The 19,811-nt window shown below is 59.0% G+C and carries 15 protein-coding genes and 2 pseudogenes; 7 read left to right on the forward strand and 10 right to left on the reverse strand.

Annotated features, from left to right (window positions below; genetic code table 11):
- Positions 1–73: 73 nt before the first annotated feature.
- Positions 74–531, forward strand: a pseudogene (locus CXY72_RS01260) (IS30 family transposase); the annotation flags it as partial.
- Positions 532–923: 392 nt separating this feature from the next.
- Here CXY72_RS01260 and CXY72_RS01265 read toward each other — a convergent pair.
- The 7 genes from CXY72_RS01265 to lpdA form a co-directional block, all read right to left on the reverse strand.
- Positions 924–1,691, reverse strand: coding sequence for an SDR family oxidoreductase (locus CXY72_RS01265; RefSeq protein ID WP_104125921.1), 768 nt, complete (start codon positions 1,689–1,691; stop codon positions 924–926).
- A 76-nt stretch (positions 1,692–1,767) separates the two neighbouring features.
- Positions 1,768–3,333: an FGGY-family carbohydrate kinase gene (locus CXY72_RS01270; protein ID WP_104125922.1), complete on the reverse strand. Its 1,566-nt coding sequence runs from the start codon at positions 3,331–3,333 to the stop codon at positions 1,768–1,770.
- Between the two features lie 76 nt (positions 3,334–3,409).
- On the reverse strand, positions 3,410–4,321 hold the full coding sequence (locus CXY72_RS01275; RefSeq protein WP_158252425.1) for an ABC transporter permease: 912 nt from the start codon (positions 4,319–4,321) through the stop codon (positions 3,410–3,412).
- 146 nt (positions 4,322–4,467) lie between these two features.
- Positions 4,468–5,988 carry a sugar ABC transporter ATP-binding protein gene (locus CXY72_RS01280; RefSeq protein ID WP_104125924.1) on the reverse strand — a complete coding sequence of 507 codons (1,521 nt, stop codon included), beginning with the start codon at positions 5,986–5,988 and terminating at the stop codon, positions 4,468–4,470.
- A 2-nt stretch (positions 5,989–5,990) separates the two neighbouring features.
- Entirely contained in the window at positions 5,991–7,316 is a 1,326-nt protein-coding gene (locus CXY72_RS01285; protein WP_158252427.1) for a sugar ABC transporter substrate-binding protein, read from the reverse strand.
- A 323-nt stretch (positions 7,317–7,639) separates the two neighbouring features.
- Entirely contained in the window at positions 7,640–8,311 is a 672-nt protein-coding gene (locus CXY72_RS01290; RefSeq protein ID WP_104125926.1) for a 2-oxo acid dehydrogenase subunit E2, read from the reverse strand.
- Positions 8,312–8,340: 29 nt separating this feature from the next.
- The gene (lpdA, locus tag CXY72_RS01295; RefSeq protein ID WP_104125927.1) at positions 8,341–9,741 is read right to left on the reverse strand and encodes a dihydrolipoyl dehydrogenase; all 1,401 of its coding nucleotides are present in this window, start codon (positions 9,739–9,741) and stop codon (positions 8,341–8,343) included.
- 387 nt (positions 9,742–10,128) lie between these two features.
- Between lpdA and CXY72_RS01300 the strand changes: the two genes are divergently transcribed.
- The 6 genes from CXY72_RS01300 to CXY72_RS01325 all read left to right on the forward strand — a co-directional run bounded on the left by CXY72_RS01300 (position 10,129) and on the right by CXY72_RS01325 (position 17,691).
- Positions 10,129–11,841 carry a glycerol-3-phosphate dehydrogenase/oxidase gene (locus CXY72_RS01300; protein ID WP_158252428.1) on the forward strand — a complete coding sequence of 571 codons (1,713 nt, stop codon included), beginning with the start codon at positions 10,129–10,131 and terminating at the stop codon, positions 11,839–11,841.
- Between the two features lie 34 nt (positions 11,842–11,875).
- Entirely contained in the window at positions 11,876–12,772 is an 897-nt protein-coding gene (locus tag CXY72_RS01305; RefSeq protein WP_104125929.1) for a class II fructose-bisphosphate aldolase, read from the forward strand.
- A gap of 50 nt (positions 12,773–12,822) precedes the next feature.
- Positions 12,823–14,841 carry a thiamine pyrophosphate-dependent enzyme gene (locus CXY72_RS01310; RefSeq protein ID WP_233197589.1) on the forward strand — a complete coding sequence of 673 codons (2,019 nt, stop codon included), beginning with the start codon at positions 12,823–12,825 and terminating at the stop codon, positions 14,839–14,841.
- Between the two features lies 1 nt (position 14,842).
- Positions 14,843–15,097 (forward strand): biotin/lipoyl-containing protein, encoded by a 255-nt coding sequence (locus tag CXY72_RS01315; protein WP_104125931.1) that lies wholly within the window; start codon positions 14,843–14,845, stop codon positions 15,095–15,097.
- 92 nt (positions 15,098–15,189) lie between these two features.
- Entirely contained in the window at positions 15,190–16,668 is a 1,479-nt protein-coding gene (locus tag CXY72_RS01320) for an FGGY family carbohydrate kinase (RefSeq protein WP_158252429.1), read from the forward strand.
- A 57-nt stretch (positions 16,669–16,725) separates the two neighbouring features.
- A complete protein-coding gene (locus CXY72_RS01325; protein WP_104125933.1) occupies positions 16,726–17,691 on the forward strand; it encodes a sugar-binding transcriptional regulator in 966 nt (321 codons plus the stop codon).
- A 492-nt stretch (positions 17,692–18,183) separates the two neighbouring features.
- Here the strand turns inward: CXY72_RS01325 and CXY72_RS01330 are convergent.
- The 3 genes and pseudogenes from CXY72_RS01330 to CXY72_RS01340 form a co-directional block, all read right to left on the reverse strand.
- Positions 18,184–18,510, reverse strand: a pseudogene (locus CXY72_RS01330) (LLM class flavin-dependent oxidoreductase); the annotation flags it as partial.
- 78 nt (positions 18,511–18,588) lie between these two features.
- A complete protein-coding gene (locus CXY72_RS01335; RefSeq protein WP_104125934.1) occupies positions 18,589–19,341 on the reverse strand; it encodes a GolD/DthD family dehydrogenase in 753 nt (250 codons plus the stop codon).
- The gene (locus CXY72_RS01340) at positions 19,338–19,805 is read right to left on the reverse strand and encodes a ribose-5-phosphate isomerase (protein WP_104125935.1); all 468 of its coding nucleotides are present in this window, start codon (positions 19,803–19,805) and stop codon (positions 19,338–19,340) included. Before CXY72_RS01340 ends, CXY72_RS01335 begins: the two co-directional genes overlap by 4 nt.
- Between the last annotated feature and the right edge of the window lie 6 nt (positions 19,806–19,811).

Raw genomic sequence — 19,811 nt, forward strand, 5'->3', positions numbered from 1 at the left:
AGACCTCAGCCATACCCATCGCCCGAGGGTTGCCGGAACATTACTCCGCCTCCGACACTCACAACATCGTAAGGAAGGAGACCTCGTCTGCGTGGCGTTCAACCGCTCGGCCATTGCCACGCTCGTGGAACGCACCAGCGGCTTCCTCATGCTCGTGCACCTGGGCGGCAAGCACGAGCAGCAACCGTCCGCGAACGGGTCGGCACGGCGATGTCCGCCCTACCAGCGCACCTCAGGAAAACGCTGACTTGGGATCAAGGATCGGAGATGGCCGAATACCAGCAGTTCAAGGAAGAAACGACGATCCCCGTCTACTTCTGCGACGCACATTCACCGTGGCAACGAGGTTCCAACGAGAACACCAACGGACTCATTCGCCAGTACTTCCCCAAGGGCACTAACCTGGACCTCCACAGCCCCGAACGATTGGCTGAGGTCGCCGCCAAGATCAACGCCCGCCCCCGCGAATTACGCAATTGGGAACCATCGCAAACGCACTTCGATAGGCTCAAAGAACTAGCCCACATTTGACCGTGTGTTGCGACGATGGCTAGAAAACGCCCAGCTTGTCATGGCCACCGACACTTGGGGGCTCTCGATGCTAATTTTCTGCTGGGCGTTGGGACCACCGTAGGCGGTTTTCTACCAGGTTCATGGGACCACTTGAATAGCCAGTTATGGGACCAGTCGGTGAGCTTCGTCGAGTCCTTAGCCCAAATGTTTGACCGTAGCCTTTCACCGTAGAGGTCATCAGCTATAGGGCTTTGGTGCGTCGAAAAGAAGTGCAATGACGGCGAGAATGGGCAGCAAGTGCCAACCCGAAAGGTCGCTGATTATATAAACTGCTCTGCTCGGCCAAATCCACGCGCTGAAAGGCAGCGGCAGGTAGGACGAAGTTTCGCGTCAAGGTCAAGAAAGGTCGGTCACCAGATGACGAACCCGCCATCGACTAGAAGATCTATTCCGGTCACGAATGACGCTGCTTCGCTGAGAAGAAACACAACGGGTCCAACTATGTCTTCAGGCTGAGCATTCCTGCCCAAAGGCGTATCCGCTGCGTAACCGGTCATCGCATGCGCCTGTTCCGGTCTTTTGGTCATGGGTGTATAGGTATAACCGGGGCTGACGCTATTGACTCGGATGCCTCTGTCGGCCCATTCCCACGCCAAGCTCTTGCCCAACTGCACGACTCCGGCTTTCGCGGCGTTATAGTGGGCCTGGTAGAGCCCCCGATTTGCTATCGTGGCCGACATCGAAGCGATGTTTACGATCGCCCCACCACCGTTTCGGAGCATGGCCTGAGCCTCCGCTTGACACGACACGAAGACGCCGGTCAGATCGACATTGATGACTTCTTGCCATTGTGCGAGCGACATGACGTCTGCTGGTGCTGCATTTGCGATTCCAGCCGCGTTGACGGCGAGCGTTAATGGCCCCAGGGCGTCTTCGACTATAGCGAGGCTTGCAGCCATCCCGGTCGGATTCGTAACGTTCGTAGGTGCCGCCTGCGCCTTGCCACCAGCATTTCTTATCTCAGCAACGACGCCGTCCAGGTCGCTGCCCTCAAGGTCGATGCAGCCAACCGACGCCCCCGAGCTTGCAATCCCTCGGGCGATCGCGCGCCCAATCCCACTACTTGCGCCGGTCACTACAGCAACGCGGTTCTGAAGACTGAATACTGGTGCGGTCATGGTACGTTTCCTTTTGGTCAGCGCGGGATTGCGAGTGGGATTCGTTAATTGGTGCATCGTGCTGCGGCTGAATTGTTCAGGTGTTGTTTCGTCGCACGATTGCCTGAAGGTCCTTAAAATTGCCCTCCAGGTTGGAATAGACGTCCTTGTAAAGCTGGAAGTACTCCATATACAGTTCGTGGTTTTGCGCATCGGGCTCGAGATGCTCCCCGTAGCGAGACCACTCCTTCGCCACAGTGAAGTCTTTGAAGACTCCTACGCCGACTCCCGCCAGAATGGCGTCGCCAAGCGGAGCCCCCGTGCGTCCCTTGAGAAGGGCCGTCGGCACGCCGAAAACATCGGTGATAATCCGACGCCACACCTCGCTTTTTGCCCCGCCCTCGTTAAATATGAGGGGATATGTCATCTTCAAGCCGGTGCGCTGAAGCACGGAGTAAGAGTCATACAGCGCATAGGCGACACCCTCGAGGAACGCCCTGAAGACGTGGCCACGGTGGTGATGCAGCGAAAGGCCGAACATGACGCCCCGAGCTGAGGTATCCCAGATCGGAGATCGCTCACCCATGAGATAAGGCAGGACCAACAAACCATCGCTGCCAGGTGGTATATCGCGCGCTTGAAGGGTGATGAGATCGTAAGCGCTGACGTGCAGCTGGCGTTCGACGTCGACTTCTCCACCACCGAAAGTGTCCCTCAGATATCTAAGTGCCTGACCACCCGTGGTGGTGACTGCCACGGCCGAGAACGTATCCCTCGGCGAAGTTGTATAGGGGATGTTGACCATTCGGAGTCCATCCGGAGATTTCAAGAAGTCCGTGTTTTGATGCACCACTCCCAGAACGCCACTGGTTCCCAGGTTCAACTGCATATCCCCCGGCTCGATTGCACCTCCAGCTATCCACCCGGCGTTGCAGTCCACTTGCCCGGCGACGACGGGTGTTCCAATATTAAGCCCGGTCATGTGCGCGGCATCGGCCGTTATTCCCCCGACAGGATCGGTCGGATCGAATACAGTTGGCAGGATGGCTGGGTCTATTCCCAGCTTGTCGAGGATGTCTTCCCGAAAAATGCCTGTGCGGATATCGAATGCCACTCCATAGAAAATGGCCGAACTGCTATTGAGGCTAAAACGCCCAGTTAGTCGGGATACGATGAAACCGTCGATCGTGAGGGCCTTGTACACCCGCCTGTAGATCTGTGGCCTATTCCGCTTATACCAATAGAGATTGACTAAGTTTGGATGGTCCTCGATGCGATTCGCGGTGACTTGCTCGATCGTGGACTCTCCGACGACGTCCCGGATGATGTTGACCTCTTCGAGAGCGCGTCGGTCCATGAGATTGGTGGCGGGCGCGACGGGGTTGCCGTCGCCGTCGACCAGGACCATGGACGGCAGGGCACTGGAGACGGCGATTCCGGCAATCTCGTGAGCCAGACACTGCGATTCGCGGAGCACCTGTTCGACGATCTCGCGGGTGACACGCCAATAGGTCTCGGGGTCGTGTTCCGACCAGCCAGGCCGTGGATGAAGAATGGGGTATTCACGGTACGCGTACGCGAGCACACGGCCCTGGTCATCAACGACACAGGCTTTTGCGCCTCCGGTCCCGAAATCGATGCCGAGCAAATGCGTGACGGCCATTAATTTCCTCCTAAATGGGGTAAGCAGATTGCCTCACGCCCGCGACTCCCTTGTGGATGTGCGACATGGGGCTGGCCTATTTGACGATTGCGACACTGCGCCGGTTGAACGTTAGAAGCACCGCCAGGATGACGACGAGTCCCTGGACGATCTGCTGGGCTGCCGGCGGGAGGCCGATGATTAGCATCCCATTCGTGAGTTCTACCAAGATGAGAGTGCCGACGAGACCTCTGGCAGCACCTCCTTGACCACCCGAGAGGGGCGTACCGCCCATCACGATCGCAGCGATCGAGGGGAGCAGGAACGAGTTGCCGATGTCTGGCGTCGCGGCGGTCGTGGAGAACAGCACGAGGATACCGGCGAGGGCACAGCACAAACCGCCGGCACCGAATGCCACTGCCTTTACCCAGCGAACGTTGACGCCGTTGACTTTAGCCGCCCGTTCGTTCCCTCCGATGGCATAAATGAAACGTCCGGTAGCCGTACGGCGGAGGAACACTATTAATAGCGCCCAGAGGATCAAGGCGTAAATGAGTGGGAGAGGAATTATGCCAAAAAGGCTCCTCTGAAAAAACGCACTCAACGGGCCGCTGACAAGCTGGACAGGGAAGCCACCGGAAACGAGAAGTGCGATCCCCGCAAACGCAAACGACGTTCCCAAGGTGACCAAGAACGAGGGTAGCTTGATATAGGAAATGATGACGCCGTTAAGAAGGCCAATGAGCAGCCCAAGAGGAAGCGCTATTAGCACGGCGGCTTGTCCGAAAGAGTGGGCCAGAAGCGCGGCACACACGGCGCAGAGCGACACGATGGCCCCGACAGAGAGGTCGATCGAACCCATGAGAATCGGAGCCGTACCTGCGGCGACCACGAGAAGCAAGACGGATGTTTGCCTCATCATACTGTCGAGGTTCCCCGGCGACAGATACTGAGGATTGAGGAACGTAAAGAAGATTGGAAGGATCAGCAACGCCGCGACAAGGAACACGGTTTGCAGGCGGTCATGCTTTGCCGTCGCACTCGTAATCCGTAGAGGCATAGGGGTGAAGCTCGGGGCAGGTGCCACCGTGGTTACGGTGGAGTCTGGAGGCCCTACCGGGCGATCTATGCTCATATTTATTCGTCCTTTGTGAATTAAGAGATTGCTGCGGCGAGTTCAGTGAGGCTCGGTTCCGCGCCGGTCCGACAATCAAATTGCGCGCTAATCTGTCCATTTCGGAACGCGATGACGCGATCGCAAATCGGCATAAGTTCTTCGGGTTCGTCGCTGGCGACGATGACGGCTACACCCCGAGCCGACGCTTCAACAATGAGCCGAAAAATTTCTGACTTGGCGTGCACGTCGATACCGCGGGTCGGCTTGTCGAGTACGATCACGCGTGCGGCATCGGTCATGGCCCGGGCGACGAGCAACTTCTGTTGGTTGCCGCCCGAGAGCGATCCGGAGGGCTGCTCAAGACTGGCGACCTTGACGTTGTACTTCGTCACGAGGCCAGTAACGAAACTCTTTTCCGCCTTTGGGCTGCGTGCGAGGTCACGGCGATTTTCGGCAGCAATGGCGCAGAGGGAGAGGTTCGATTGCACGGACTGCAGAAGGGCCAATCCCTCACCTCCTCGGTCGGCCGGGACGAAGCGGACGCCTGCCTTCAGCGATCCACGGACGGAGGACGGTATCTTCGTGCCGCCCAGGGTCGCTGTGCCAGAGATGGGACTTTCGAGACCGGCCAGGCATCGGGCAATTTGAGTCTTTTCCTCCGATTCCCCGATGAGTGCAACGACCTCTCCAGGGTAGATGTCGAGGTTGAAGGGTTTATCGACACCGGACACTGTTAGATCCGTCATTTTGAGCACCGGCGACTGGCTTCGGACCACATCGTTTCGCCGCTCGTGCTGGCTGATGACCGCGTCGCCGACCATGAGTTCAGCGAGCTGCTCCGGCGATGTCCTTTTGGGGTCCGGTTCGCCGACTACGCGCCCATCCCGAAGTACCACAATCCGGTCGCTCCATTCGAGCAGTTCACTGCCTCGGTGTGTCGTGAGGATGATTGCCGTATGTTGACGCAGCCTGTTGACGTGTTCTTCGAGAAAATCGACCTGGTTCTGCGTCAAGCCGCTGGTGGGCTCGTCGAGGAGCAGGACCGGTTTTTCGATCTTTCCTAAACGGGCCATGTATAAGGCCTTGGCGATCTCTAGCAGCTGCCGTTCCGCCATCGTGAGTTTGTCGACCCCGCGCTTTGCGTCTAAGTCGCCGAGTCCGAACTCTTCGAGGAACGCCTTCGCGGTCTTGACGGTTCTTTTCGGCGTGATCAAACCAAAGCGGCGGATGTATTTCTCTGTTCCCAGTGTCAGGTTTTCCGCGACAGTTAGGTTCTCGATGACGGACAGTTCCTGATAGATCCGGAAGACTCCCGCAGAATTTGCGTCTGCGTAGCCGTTCGGCCTGAATTTTTTTCCGCCCAAAACCATGTTTCCCGCATCCGCGGTGAAAACCCCGGACAGGATATTGAGCAGCGTCGACTTGCCGGCCCCATTATGGCCTGCGAGCCCCAAGACCTCGCCCAGTTCCAAGTGCAGAGAAACAGAGTTTAAGGCCTTGACGCCATTGAACGATTTACTGACGCTGTCTAATCGAAGGATCGGTGACGACGACTCCACGGTTATCTCAGCGATCCGAACACGGTGGTCCCCGTCGTGGTCAGGGCGATCGCGGTGGCATAAGGGTTCGTCTTGGCGTGCTGCGCATATAGTTCGGTGTACTTAGCGATCCCGCCGTCGTCCAAGGACTTCTGGAGGGACTCGGGATAGCTGAAGCCGGCCGGACGCGGTGTGTCGAGATCTCCCTCGAAGAAGGCGGTCGGGTCGACGGGTTCAAGCGCGACCTGAGTGTCCCAGCTGTCCGGATTGAGATGGCGGGACATGTTCTTCCAGTCGAATCCCGACGTGGACGCGGATGCGGTCTTCTTGTATTCCTCAGCAGACGCCTGTGTGTCAATGACGAGGGAGTCCTGGAAGATCATTTCCTCGACGGGATCGTACTCGATCCCGTTCGCGAGGTCATAGTTCCGAACGACCATGTATCCACCGAGCCACGTGCCGAAGATGGACTGGACGGCGACGACGTTTGGGCCCTGGATCAGCTTGTCGAGAATGGCTGCCTGCTCGTCAGTACCGCCGACTTTGACGTGATCGTTGCCCTTTTCCTCAAGCACCGAGACTGCTCCTAGCGCGGACGACGAGTTGTGGCAGATGATCGCGTCGATGTTGCCGAAGCGCGACAGCATCGTCTGGACGACGGGCCGGGTGTCTTGGCCGTTCTCCTTGCCATCCTGCTTGGCTAGGACAGTGATTCCAGGGAACTCCGCCACGGCCAGGTCGAAGCCCATCTCTCGGGCGCTCGACGTTCGGTTCGTAGGCGCGCCCTGGATGTAGACGACGTTGCCCGAACCGCCAATGGCCTTGAAGACTGCCACGCTCAGCGCCTTTTGTCCGAGAACTTCCCGAGGTGTGAACAGTGTCGCGTACATGTTGTCAAAGCCGGGTTCCGAAGGCACCATCCACGGCGTGGCAGAGAATGAGGTAGCCATGGAGATATTCTGACCCGCCAAGATTTCACCCATTTGGCGGACAGCGTCGTTATTTATTGGGAACGTCACAACCTGGCTTGCACCCGCAGCACCAGCTGAGCGGAGCTGATCGATCTGGGTTGCTGCTGATCCTTCGTAACTCTGCATCCGGTAATCCAGACCGAGAGCTTTGGCCGCCTCCGTGCCACCGATTTTCCACAGCGTGAAGTACTCGTTCGTGAGGGTAGGGACAGAGGCCATGGCGAACCCGCCCGCTGCTGCACCCGGCGACTTCGTCCCAGAGCCGAGAGGCGCGCTACATGCTGTCAGTGCCGCAACCGACCCCACTGCGGCGGCACCCAAAAGAAACTCACGACGCCCGATGTTGGAGGTCATCGCGCGGCGGATAGTGGCGGGCATGTTACCCACATCAAAATGCCGAGAGTTCATCATTGGATACTCACATTCAGATCAGTTGTGCCTTATCAGGCGCGCCTCGCGGCCGACCCCTCATCAGGCTAGGTCTCCGCTACGGCCTTGTGAACGGAGAGACAAAAGCTTTGGATCACATATGTGATCCAACTCACGTTTGTGATTACACGTTAATAGACGCGGGTTTCGATGTCAACAAAAAACCAGCTGCCTGGTTATGCGTGGGTATGTCCGACCACAAGCAATAAGGTCCTAGTCAAACGAAAATTCGCGCAAGCCGACGCGGGCGCGGGCTGCTCGCTTCATGCAGTTCAAGAGTCGCTAACTGGACCTTCAAGGAGTTCCTTGATGCGGGCAAGGAATGCCGCGCCCGCTGCACCGTCGACAGCGCGGTGGTCACACGTCAGGGTGAGGTCGGCAATCGGACGCCATTCTCCCCTACCGTCGCGCAGGACATAGCGCTGTCGGGTCGAGCCAACAGCCAGGATCGCTACCTGCGGCACATTGAGGATGGCATCGAAACGATCGATTCCCAGCATCCCAAGGTTAGAAATGGTAAACGTCCCGCCGGAGACATCAGCCATGGTCAAGTGTCGTGCGCGCGCGCGCTCGACCACTTCTCGTCGTAGGACCGCAATTTCAGTGATCGTAAGGGTTGCGAGACGGTGCAAGTTGGGTACGGTAAGGCCGGCCTCGGTCGCGACTGCAATCCCGATGCTGATGTCGTCGAACGTTGTAATGCCGTTTTCCGAATAGTGCGCATTGATTCCGGGGTGCTCGGACAGTGCCCTAGTGCACACACCAATGAGCAGATCAGTCACCGTGGAGGTTGGAAACACTGATTTCACGGTCAGAGCGTGAGTCATGTCCACTTCCACATTGAGGTGAAAAGCGGGCGCCTCCCACGCTGCCGTCATCTGCCGGGCGGCAGCGCGACGAATGCCCCGCAGGGCAACTGTAGTTCCTTGGTCTGAAACAGTCATAGTGATTCCTCTTTCGATGTCGGTTGCATTTAGAGATTGATCATTCGGCCGGCGGCGCCGTGCAGCGCCTCCTTGACGGCTTCGCTGAGAGTGGGGTGTGCATGGACGTTACGGGCGATCTTGCGCACGCTCAGTCCTTCGAGTTGGGCAAGGGTCAGTTCGGGCAACAGCTCAGTTACTTCCGGCCCGATGAGGTGTGCGCCAATGATGGACAGATCGGAGACATCCGTTAGTAGCTTCACGAAGCCGCCGGCGTCATTGATAGCATGTGCCTTGGCGTTCGCCAGGAAAGGGAAAACGGTGGCTTCCACAGTTAGGCCTTCAGCCCTAGCATGCTCTTCGGTCAAACCGAAGCTAGCGATCTGGGGCTGAGAGTGGGTGGCTCTCGGCATCATGTTGTAGTCCAGCGCCTTAATCGCGGGCTTGCCGGCGAGGGTGGCGGCCGCGACGAGTCCCATTGCCTCGGCCACGTGTGCAAGCATGAGTTTCGCTGTTACGTCACCTATGGCAGTGATGTGGGGGACGTTGGTACGCATGTCGTCGTCGACGGCGATGGCCCCGGAGCCCGTCAGTTTTACACCGGCCTGTTCAAGACCGAAGCCGAGCACTCGAGGTCTGAACCCAATTGCTTGGAGGAGCTTGTCGGCTGAGAGCACCTCCAGGCCCTTGGCAGTGGCCAGCTCGACCCTGACCGCTTCGCCGTTGTCCTCCACTTTTGTGACTTTCGAAGCCGTGTGGATCTTGATGCCAAGTTTCTTGTATCGCTTCGTCAGCTCCTTCGATACGTCGATGTCTTCAAGGGGCACGATTCTGTCGGCGTACTCGACCAAGGTGACGTCGACGCCGTAGCTGTTCAGAATGTAGGCGAACTCGACTCCGATGGCTCCTGCTCCCGCGATGATGATGCTACTGGGCAGCCTCTCACCAAGTATCTGCTCCTTATAAGTAACGACGCGGTCGGAGAGAGCAGTATCAGGCAGGAGTCGGGTCAGCGCACCCGTGGCGATGATGGCGGCATCGAACGTCAGCGTGTCAATCCGTCCGTCGCTATAGGTCAGCGCCATCGAATGTGCGTCGAGAAAGGCCCCGTGCGCTTCGAACTCCGTGATGTCGTTCTTTTTCATGAGGAAATGGATGCCTTTGACGCGCCCGTCGGCGACGGAGCGGCTGCGCGTGAAGGCCGCCCCGTAGTCATAGGTGACGTCGCCGGCGATGGTGATCCCATACGCCCCAGCTTCCCTAACCGTCCGAACGACCTGCGCACTATGGATGAGGGATTTTGATGGAATGCAGCCAACGTTGAGACACACGCCGCCCCACATGTGTTCTTCAACAATCGCTACACGTTTTCCCAGCTGCGCGGATCGTACAGCCGCGGTGTACCCGCCGGGGCCTGCGCCGAGGACGAGGACGTCGAAATGTAAGTTCATGAAAACCTTCTTTGCTTTTCAAAGGGCATATTGGGAAGTTCGGCGCGTGCCTGATCTGGTGCTTGCCGAATTCATCGATATCACTTTTCCGCGCGTGATTCGCAACCGTCGCGGTCGCGGCTGTATAGCCCATTCGTCGAAAGGCGAGCGAGAAACCCAATTGAGCCATTTCGCCCAGAGGCCCGCGCCACCTTTGAGCGTTGTCCCGCAATGGGCATTGCACTTATTGGCAACAGCATCGTTGGGCGCGAATGGGCGCAGCTCACGGTGGGTAATCATACAAGTCGTCTCGCAATCGAACCGGGCGAAGATCTGGCGTCCAGTGTGTCCCCAAGTGGGGCACGATCCGCGTTGACAGCACCTTCCTTCTCGGTCATACTACATGGTATGAATCACATATGTGAGAACGTGCACAATTGTGAGAAACACGAAGGCGTGGAAGCGGACGCTGTCGATATTCTCGTTATTGGCGGAGGGGTAAACGGACTGGCAATAGCCAGGGAAGCGCAAGTTCGCGGATGGTCTTCGGCCGTCGTCGACGCGGAGGATTTCGGCGCCGGAACGTCAGGGGCATCGAGCCGAATGGTACACGGCGGCATCAGGTACCTGGAGAATTTAGAATTTCACCTGGTGCGCGAGTCGCTGAAGGAGCGTGAGCGGCTTCTATACACAGCGCCCCACTTGGTCAAGCCGTTTGCGCTCCTAATTCCTTTCTACCGGCACAACAAGCGCCACGCTCTCACGCTTCGGCTGGGGATGATTTTGTACGACCTCCTGTCATTCGACAAATCCACTCCGCTCCACAAGGAGTTTTCGAAGAAGCAGGTCGAGCAGGCCTATCCAGGCCTGGAACGGAAAGACCTGTCGGGAGCCGCGCTTTACTACGACGCTCAAGCAGCGAATACAGAGCGTCTGTGCATTGAGCAGGCCATAGATATCTTCGGCCTCGGCGGGTCGGTGCATAATCACTGCCGGGTGACCAGCCTCCATTCGACCGAGACTGGTGTGGAAATCACCCTCCGAGACACCCTCTCCGGGCGGATGATCACCCAGCACGCCGGCGTCGTCGTCAATGCCGCGGGACCCTGGGTGGACCTCGTTCTCGGTCTGTCTCCTGCGGTCAGCCCTCGCCTCATCGGCGGAACGAAGGGATCGCACTTCACCGTAGGTCCATTCCCCGGGGCGCCAGAGACGGGTGTCCATTTCGAGGCGGCGAGCGACGGCCGCGCCATTCTCATCCTCCCGTTACCCGGGGGAAACCTCCTCGTTGGCGCAACAGACCTATTCTTCGACGGCGATCCTGGCGCAGCAGTCATGTCGGATGCCGAGATCACGTATCTGATCAACGAGGTCAACCAGCTCATCCCGGAAGCCCACCTCACTACTGCCGATGTGCTCCACAGTGTTTCCGGCGTTCGACCCCTTCCCTATACACCCAAGGCTCGATCCGCAGCGCAGGTAAGTCGCAGCCATCACCTGGTCCCCCACCCGACCGCGAAAAACCTCTTTAGCATCACCGGGGGCAAGTTAACAACGCATCGGGCTCTCGGCGAGATGGTCATTTCACAATTAGAAAAGCTCGCACGCCGACCCAAGGCGCAAAACCTGATCGCTAGCCCGCGGACGTTAGTCAGGCGAGCAACGAGCACTCGGAGGCTGAAACTGCCCGGCGCGAGATGCGTCGACTGGCCCGAATTCGAAAGACTATTCCTCAGCAGCACTTCACTTCCCGTTAGCACTGCACGGCGCCTCCTCGGACTCTATGGTGTGCGCGCGACGAAGGTGGAGAATCTGGCGAAATCCAATGACGAGTGGGCACGTCCCCTGCCAGGCAATCCGGACAGCGTCTCGGCCGAAGTGATTTTCGCAATCCGGGATGAGTTCGCGCTGACCCTGACAGACATCGTCGCTCGCCGACTGCTCTTGTCCTGGAACAACGACGCAGGCCTCGACTCCATCACCCACGTCGCGGAACTCGCGTCCGCGGAATTCGGATGGAGCGACGAACGCACCGAGCACGAACTGAACGATTACCGGACCTGGATCCAACTTAGACGCCCCGCCGCCTACGAAAACTTATTCACCGATCCAACTGCATAACCCAAGAATCAACGAAGAAATTGGAGAAATTCGCATGCCACTAGTACCCCTCCCTGAGCTCCTGAGCCACGCAGGCAAAAAGAAGTACGCCGTCGGTTACTTCGAATCCTGGGACGTCTACAGCCTCGAAGCCACGGTCGCGGCCGCCGAGGCAAACGGATCACCCGTCATTATCGGAATCGGAGGATTGTCCTCGAATCATGACTGGCTCCAGTCAGGGGGCATCGAACTTTACGGTGCCATCTCGGCATCTTTGGCAGCACGCGCCACGGTCCCGATCGCCACTCTCTTCAATGAGGCCGACAGCTTCCGTGAAGCCGCAGGCGGCCTGGGTGCTGGGTTCAACTCCGTCATGATGCACACACAGGGTTGGGACCAGGAGAAACTCCTCAGCGACACGGCCTCCCTCGTAGCGGCCTCTCATACCGTCAACGTGGCCGTCGAAGGAGAAATCGGCGCCCTTGCGGAAATCAAGGACGGAGTTTTGGATGCTGCGGGCGCTTCATATACTTCTCCGGAAGCGGCAGAGCTGTTCGTTCGGGAGACCGGCGTCGATTGCCTGGCGGTTGCGGTCGGTAACGTCCACTTCGTCACCGGTAGTCACATCCCGACTGTCCAGGTCGATTTGATCAAGCAGATCGGCAACGCTGTCGATGTACCCCTCGTGTTGCACGGCGGATCGGGCACGCCGGACGACCAGACTCGCCAGGCCATCGCAGCCGGTATCACGAAGGTCAACGTCGGCACCAAGCTGAAGTATGTGTTCGGCAACGCACTTGTAGCAGAACTCGGCCAGCCGACCGAGGACCCAAACCTTGCGTTCGGGTCACGATTCGAGGGAGACGTCAACTCTCGCGCCGGTCAGGCCCTCATGCGCGAGATCCAGCGACTCATGGACGTCTTCGGTTCAACCGGACAGGCCACGCGCTGATGACACAGGAACACTTCAGCCTCGACGAGAGCCTCCATCTCCTCGAAGAAATGGTGCTGATTCGTCAGTTCGAGCAGGTGGCCTATCTTCGATACTTACAGGGCGAAATCCCTGGAACGCTCCACCAGTCCCAAGGGCAGGAAGCTGTCGCGGTGGGCGTTTGTTCACTCCTACGCAAGGAGGACTGGATCACCTCTACGCACCGGCCACACGGTCATGCACTCGCCAAGGGCCTGGATCCCTCAGCCGGCATGGCGGAAATCTACGGACGTGCCACCGGATGCCTTGGGGGTCGTGGCGGCTCCATGCACCTTGGTGACCCCGACCTCGGTATCTTGCCCTCCATCGCCATTGTCGGTGGGGGCATCACTCTCGCACCCGGCATTGCGACTGCACTCAAGCAGCGCGGGACCGACAATATCGTCGTGTGTTTTTTCGGCGATGGAGCGGTAAACGAAGGCGCGTTCCACGAGGGCGTCAACTATGCGGCGGCGTTCAACCTCCCAGTCATATTCGTGTGCGAGAACAACATGTACGGTGCGTCGACACCGTTCCATGAGACGACCCGAAACGTGAACGTCGCATCCAGGGGAGCGGCGTATGGCATCCCCTCGGAGCAGGCCGACGGCATGGACATCCGTGCAGTTCGGGCCGCCACACAGCGGGCCGTTGACACCGCCCGAAGCGGAAAGGGTCCCGTCCTCCTCGAATTCCTGACGTACCGGTACGTCGGCCACAGCCGAGGTGACGCGAGAGGATATCGCACCAAGGAAGAAGAAGCCTCCTGGCAGGCCAAGGACCCGATCAAGACATATGGGACAACCTTGGTCGAGGACGGAATTGCGACTGAAGAACAGGTCAAAGAGGCGACCTCTCGCGGAAAGAAGCGCATCGCGGAGGCACTCAAGTACGCGCAGAATGCGCCCTGGCCCGACCCCGAAACAGCGCTAGCCCCAAATATTATCTACGGGAATCCGCCGCAGGAGGTGCAAGGAGCGGGACCGCTGGAACCAGGCGCCGAAGATCGTGTCATTTCCATCGCGGATGCGATTCGGGAGACGCTGGACAGCGAGCTGGAAACCGACCCGTCCCTTATCCTTCTAGGTGAGGACGTCGGCGTTCCGGGAGGCTTCGGCGGTGCGTTCGGCGTCTATCAAGGGCTCGCGGAGAAGTACGGTCGCGACCGCGTGATCGACACGCCGATCAGCGAGAAAGCCATCATCGGCGCTGCCATCGGCGCTGCCATCGGTGGCTTGCGAACGGTGCCTGATCTACAGTACGCGGACTTCGTATTCGAGGCTATGGACGAGCTAGTGAACGAGGCCGCCAAGCAGCGCTACATGTCAAACGGCAAACTCACGATCCCCATGGTGCTCAGGTGCCCGGTCGGCGCTTCCCAGCGTGGAGCCCAGCACGCCCAGTGCCCGGAGAGTTTCTTTATGCATGTTCCTGGGATTAAGGTGCTCTGCATCTCAGATCCCTACACGGCCAAGGGTGCCCTCACCGCCGCGATCCGCGATGACGACCCGGTTCTCGTCTTTGAGCACAAGCTCCTGTACGGGGCGAAGCGCAAAGAGGCTGGCTCGATCGACACGAAGGCGTACGTGCCCGAGGAGAACTTCGAATTGCCGGTAGGACAGGCGCGAATTCGCCGCCGAGGGACGGATGCAACCATCCTCGCCACCTTTACGGAGCTATACGCAGCCCTTGAGCTCGCCGAAAAGTTCGCCGAAGAGGGCATCGAAATCGAGGTCATCGATCCTGTGTGGTTGTCGCCGTTCGACTGGACAACGGTCAAGGACAGCGTGAGGCGGACCGGTCGACTCGTCATCGCTCACGAGGCGCACTTGACGAGCGGCTGGGGCGCCGAAGTGAGCGCGCGTATCTCGGATGAGCTCTACGAGGATCTAAAGGCACCGGTGCGGCGTGTTGCCAGCCGGGACATTCCGATGCCGTTCTCCCCTCCTCTGGAAGCCGCTGTCCTTCCGCAGAAAGAACACATCGAAGCCGCGCTACGCTCGGTCCTCGCCATGGACCACCGTCGAGTCGAACTAGTAGTGGGAGGTTGAAATGGAAGCAATTATCATGCCCGCTCTGGGACAGACCAGTGACGAGGCCACCATCCAAGAATGGTATTTTAAGGAAGGCGACACCGTGGAGATGGGTGACCCACTCCTGAGTGTAGAAACGGATAAGGCGCAATTAGATGTTGAATGCGTCGCCGACGGCATTCTCCTGAAGATCGTCACCCCTGCCGACACGATCGTGACGGCAGGTACGGTGATTGCCTATATCGGGGACGAAGGAGACGTCGTCCCCGAATAAGTCCATCAATAGCATTGAGATCATTGGGTTCGCGCCCTTCCACATTCAGAAGAGGCGCGGACTCGATGTACACATCTTCAAGGAAGAAGCCAATGGTACCCGGGTCTCAGATAGTTGCAATCGATTGCGGTACTCAATCCGTACGGTGCTTAATAGTCGACGTCGAGACCGGAGCTCATCGGGTTGGTGCGTCAGAGCCGATTATTCTCGCCCGATCAGGGATAGATGCTATAGAGGTCGACCCGCTGCACTTGGTCCAAGCCACGGTTCGGGTGTTGCGCGCCACATTGGCACTATGCCGCCAGACGCCGATTTCTGTGGCCATCACCAACATGCGGGAAACGGCGATCGCCTGGTCACGAGAAACAGGACAACCGGTCCACGACGGCATCATGTGGATGTCCCAGCAGAGTCAAAACATTGTGCAGCGCTGGGATAGTGACGGTCTCTCTCCACTAATTCGGGAGCGCACCGGTCTTTCCAATCACACATTTTTCTTCGGGTCGAAAATTGCTTGGTTGCTTGATGCGAACCCGGATCTCGAGAGGCAAGCTCAGGCAGGAAAAATCGCTGTCGGCACCGTCGACGCCTGGCTCCTTTACGTCCTGAGCGGCGGGAGGACGCATGCTACCGATGTATCGAACGCCTCTCGTTACCAACTGTTGAATCTTCGAACATTGCAGTGGGACCCCGACCTTTCGGACGCACTGCGGATACCAATTGCCGCGCTGCCACTCGTCAAGCCTACAAGTGCCGATTTCGGTTTTACTGATGCACGTTTCACTGGCGTACGTATTCCCATCACGGGGATGATCGGTGATCAGCAGGCATCGTTACTAGGACATGACTGCGTTCAAGTCGGCGATGTTAAAGCAACCTTCGGCACGTCGTGCGTCGTCGGAGTGAACCTGGGACGCCGTCCCGCCGAGGCTGCGGGCTTGGTGACTTCCGTAGCATGGGCGGATAACGAGACTGAGGCGGTATACGAGATGGAAGGGTCCGCATTCCATTCTGGCTTCACTATGACATGGCTCACACGCGTGTTGTCGTTGCCATCCGCTGCCCAAGACCAGGTCACGCGCAGCGCGATGCCGCCAAACCGGCGTGTTACGGTCGTACCGTCTTTTACGGAAATGGGGGCACCAACCTGGCTCAAAGGAAATGGGGCTTCGATAAGTGGCCTCACCATGGACACCGCACCCGCGGACATCCTTCGGGCTGGAATTGAGAGCATGGCATACCAGGCATTCGAACTAGTGTCAGCTGCACCCCTCGGCACTAATCAAGATCGAGCATTGTCTGTTGACGGCGGCGCAGCCAACAACGATTATCTGTGCCAGACAATGGCCGACCTGACCGGACGCGTTGTGATGAGGCCACCGAGCTGTGAGCTCACGGGGTTCGGAGCTGCACGCGCTGCAGCGGCAACTCTCGGAATCGACATTCCTGCTGTCGCCACAACCGCCGACCGGAGTCGCGTTTCCGATCGCTTCATCCCCTCCGAGGACACCGCCTACGCCGCGGAAGGATTCGCTCATTGGCAAGAAACCGTCAGAAAGCATCTAAAATAATTAATCATGCTCCGTTCGAGCACACTGGGACTCACCAGGTTGTAATAAGGAAGACGCATGGCAAAGTTGAGGGAAAAGCGGCTCGCTCACGCGGCCTTTCTGTACTACATCGAAGGCTTATCCCAGGCCGACGTCGCGCGAATCCTCGGCGTCACGCGCTCGAACGTGTCACGCATGCTGAGCGCCGCTCGGGAGCAGTACATTGTTCGGTTCGAAATCGCATATCCGCTTGACAGGGACCCCGTACTTGAGCGACGTCTTGCTTCCAAATTTTCATCCGAGGGCGTTCGAGACGTCATCGTTGTACCGAGCCGCAACACCGGTGTCGGTCGAATAAGCCACGGTTTGCTGGCCGTTGGTCAGGCATGCTGTAGCTGGCTCGACATCAACCTGAAGGACCAACAAAGGTTGGGCTTGTGCTGGGGAAGTACCATGGAGGCGATGGTTGAAAGCGCCCATTTCGACCGCAGAATCGACGTTGAGGTCGTCCAAATTGCGGGCGAGTTGAGCATCGATTCCCGGTTCTCGGGACACGACCTTGTGCGCAACCTCGCCGAAAAGCTTGGCGGTCGCTATCAGTACTTCAACGCGCCCGCCATAACCCCAGACGAATTGACGGCGAAGACCCTGACAAAATCACCCCAAGTATCCAGTGCCCTCGCATCCGCCCGGGCCTGTGATGTCGCCATCGTGGGCATCGGCCAATTCGGGATGGGTAGTTCGGACTTGTTTCTGCGGCGGGCCGGCGCCTCAGACGCTGAAATTCAGGAAGCACAGGATAGCGGCGCGGTAGGCCAGATTTCCGGTAGGTTCTACGATGCGGCTGGCAAGCAAATAGACCTGTCGATGAATCGACGAGTGCTGTCCCTCGATTTGGCGGAAATCACAACGATTGAGACCGTCGTCGCCGTGGCAAGCTCGGTAGAGAAAGCTGAGGCCGTCCGCGCGGCCATCAGGGGCGGTTTGGTAAATATTCTCGTTGTCGATGACCTCCTCGCACATGAGTTGGCGATACTTCCCTGACGCGCCTTATGGCACGATGCGTCTAGTACTACAGTCGCGTTTATGGGGCATGTCCGCGGGTTCGATAGTGATGTCGTTTCGCGGTTTGTTGATGTCGACGGCGCTATCGTGAGCGGCTCAGGACGTGTCCGGGGTCCGGCGGCTGGCTGAAGTTCAGACGGACGAGAAGGTGCCTGATCTCGGGCAGGCTCAGGGCGATGAGGTCGCGGTCGCCTGGATGAAGACCCCTCTTTTGACCGGGTCACGGTTAGGAAGGCGTGCGCGAGCATCGAGAGGGTGATGTTGTCCGGTGTATTGCCGCACCTGGAGGTTGTCCAGGCCCGTCTGGCCTATGCTAATTTGGAAACTCTCCTCAATGGCCGCCGACGCCGCGAAGCAACGATAAACGACTATTTCGTGTTTTTATCTTGGCGGAGAAGGCGCTGACTTTCCCCAGGAATTCGATCTCCCTTTTCAGCTCAGCATTCTCCATCTGCAGGGCCTTGTACGAAACCACAACTCGATTTGGTCGGCGATCTGCTCGGGCGTTCCGACCATGGTGCAATGCCCACCGCCGGCGGCGAGCCGGCCTAGCAACTGCCTGACCGTGGGCTGCTCGGCCTGGATAATTCGTAGGATGGTCGCATACCGGCCCTTTGGGCCGGTGAAGCCGGCCAGCGGCGGCAGCGGCGGCACCGGCGCATCCAAATCCCAGTTGCTGCAATCGTGTTGCACGAACATTCCCAGCTGCGCGAGCGACTGCTCGGTCGGCAGGAGGGCGTCGACCTCCGCCTGCTTCGCCTGCGCCTGCGCTTGTGTGGACCCGACATAAGTGACGACCACGTCGATGAATTTGGCGGCGTTGAGGTGGTGGGGTACGGGCGTCGGGGATATACCCGGAGCCTCCCACAACCCGGATCAGATGCTGGCGTACCCGCCGTCGATGAGAATGTTCTCGCCAGTGACCATTGCCGCGGCCTCACTCGCGAGGTACGCGATTAGGGCCGCTACCTCGTCAGGGCGGGCGAAGCGCCCGACCGGGATACGGCCTTTCATGGCTTCTCCTTTCGCTCCAGCCCAGGCTGCCTTGCCGAGCGGAGTCTCAACGACCGTCGGCGAGACCGCGTTCACCGTCACGCCGAACGGCGCCCATTCCATAGACAGCACGCGGGTCATTCCGAGCACGCCAGCCTTGCTTGCGCAGTACGCCACGTGCTGTTCGAGGCCGATCACGCTGGCCTGCGAGGCGAGGTTGACGATGCGACCGAAACCGGCCGCAGTCATCACTGCCCCCGCAGCCTGCGACATCGTGAAGCTCGCTGTGAGGTTGACCGCGAGGGTCGCGTTCCATTTTTCTTCCGACAGATCGAGCGCCGCGTCGAGCAGAGCGACACCGGCGGAATTCACGAGAATGTGCACTTGTCCGGCGACCGCGACGGCCTCGGCAATCACGTCCCGGGCGGCCCCTGGCTCCGTGAGGTTGCGAGCCACGGCATGGTGGCCAGCGCCGGGAAGCTCGGCCACGGCCGTCGTGATCGAGTCGTTCAGGTCCACTCCCACGATCCGGGCTCCACGTTCGGCGAAGTAGTGGGCGACCGCGTTCCCGATGCCGCTCGCCGCTCCGGTAATGATCGCTACTTTTCCGTCGAATTCCTGGACCGCAACGCTCATGATTCGTCCCTTTCGTAGCTGCTGATGGCGGCGACCTTGTGGGCACTCGCGCTGTCGGTATCGAAGGTGTACGTGAGCCACTCCCGCGCGAGGCGGCGCGCCAGTTCGAGGCCGATCACGCGCTGGCCCATGCAGAGCACCTGGGCGTCGTTGCTGAGGACCGAACGCTCCACGCTGTAAGAGTCGTGCGCGGTGACCGCGCGAATGCCTTTGACCGTGTTGGCGGCGATGGCTACGCCGAGTCCGGTGCCGCAGATCAGCAGGGCGCGGTCTGCCTGGCCGGCCGCGATGGTTCGGGCTGCGGCCACGGCCACGTGCGGGTAGGCGGTGTGGTCACCACCGTTCACTCCAGCATCGATCACCTCGCTCACTAGCCCGCTGGCCAGCAGGTCTGCTTTCAGTGCTTCCTTATATTCGTATCCGGCGTCATCCGAACCCACTACAATGCGCATGTTTCTCTCCATCAATCA

It is taken from the genome of Cryobacterium sp. Y57 (genome assembly GCF_002929505.1).
Taxonomy (GTDB): domain Bacteria; phylum Actinomycetota; class Actinomycetes; order Actinomycetales; family Microbacteriaceae; genus Cryobacterium.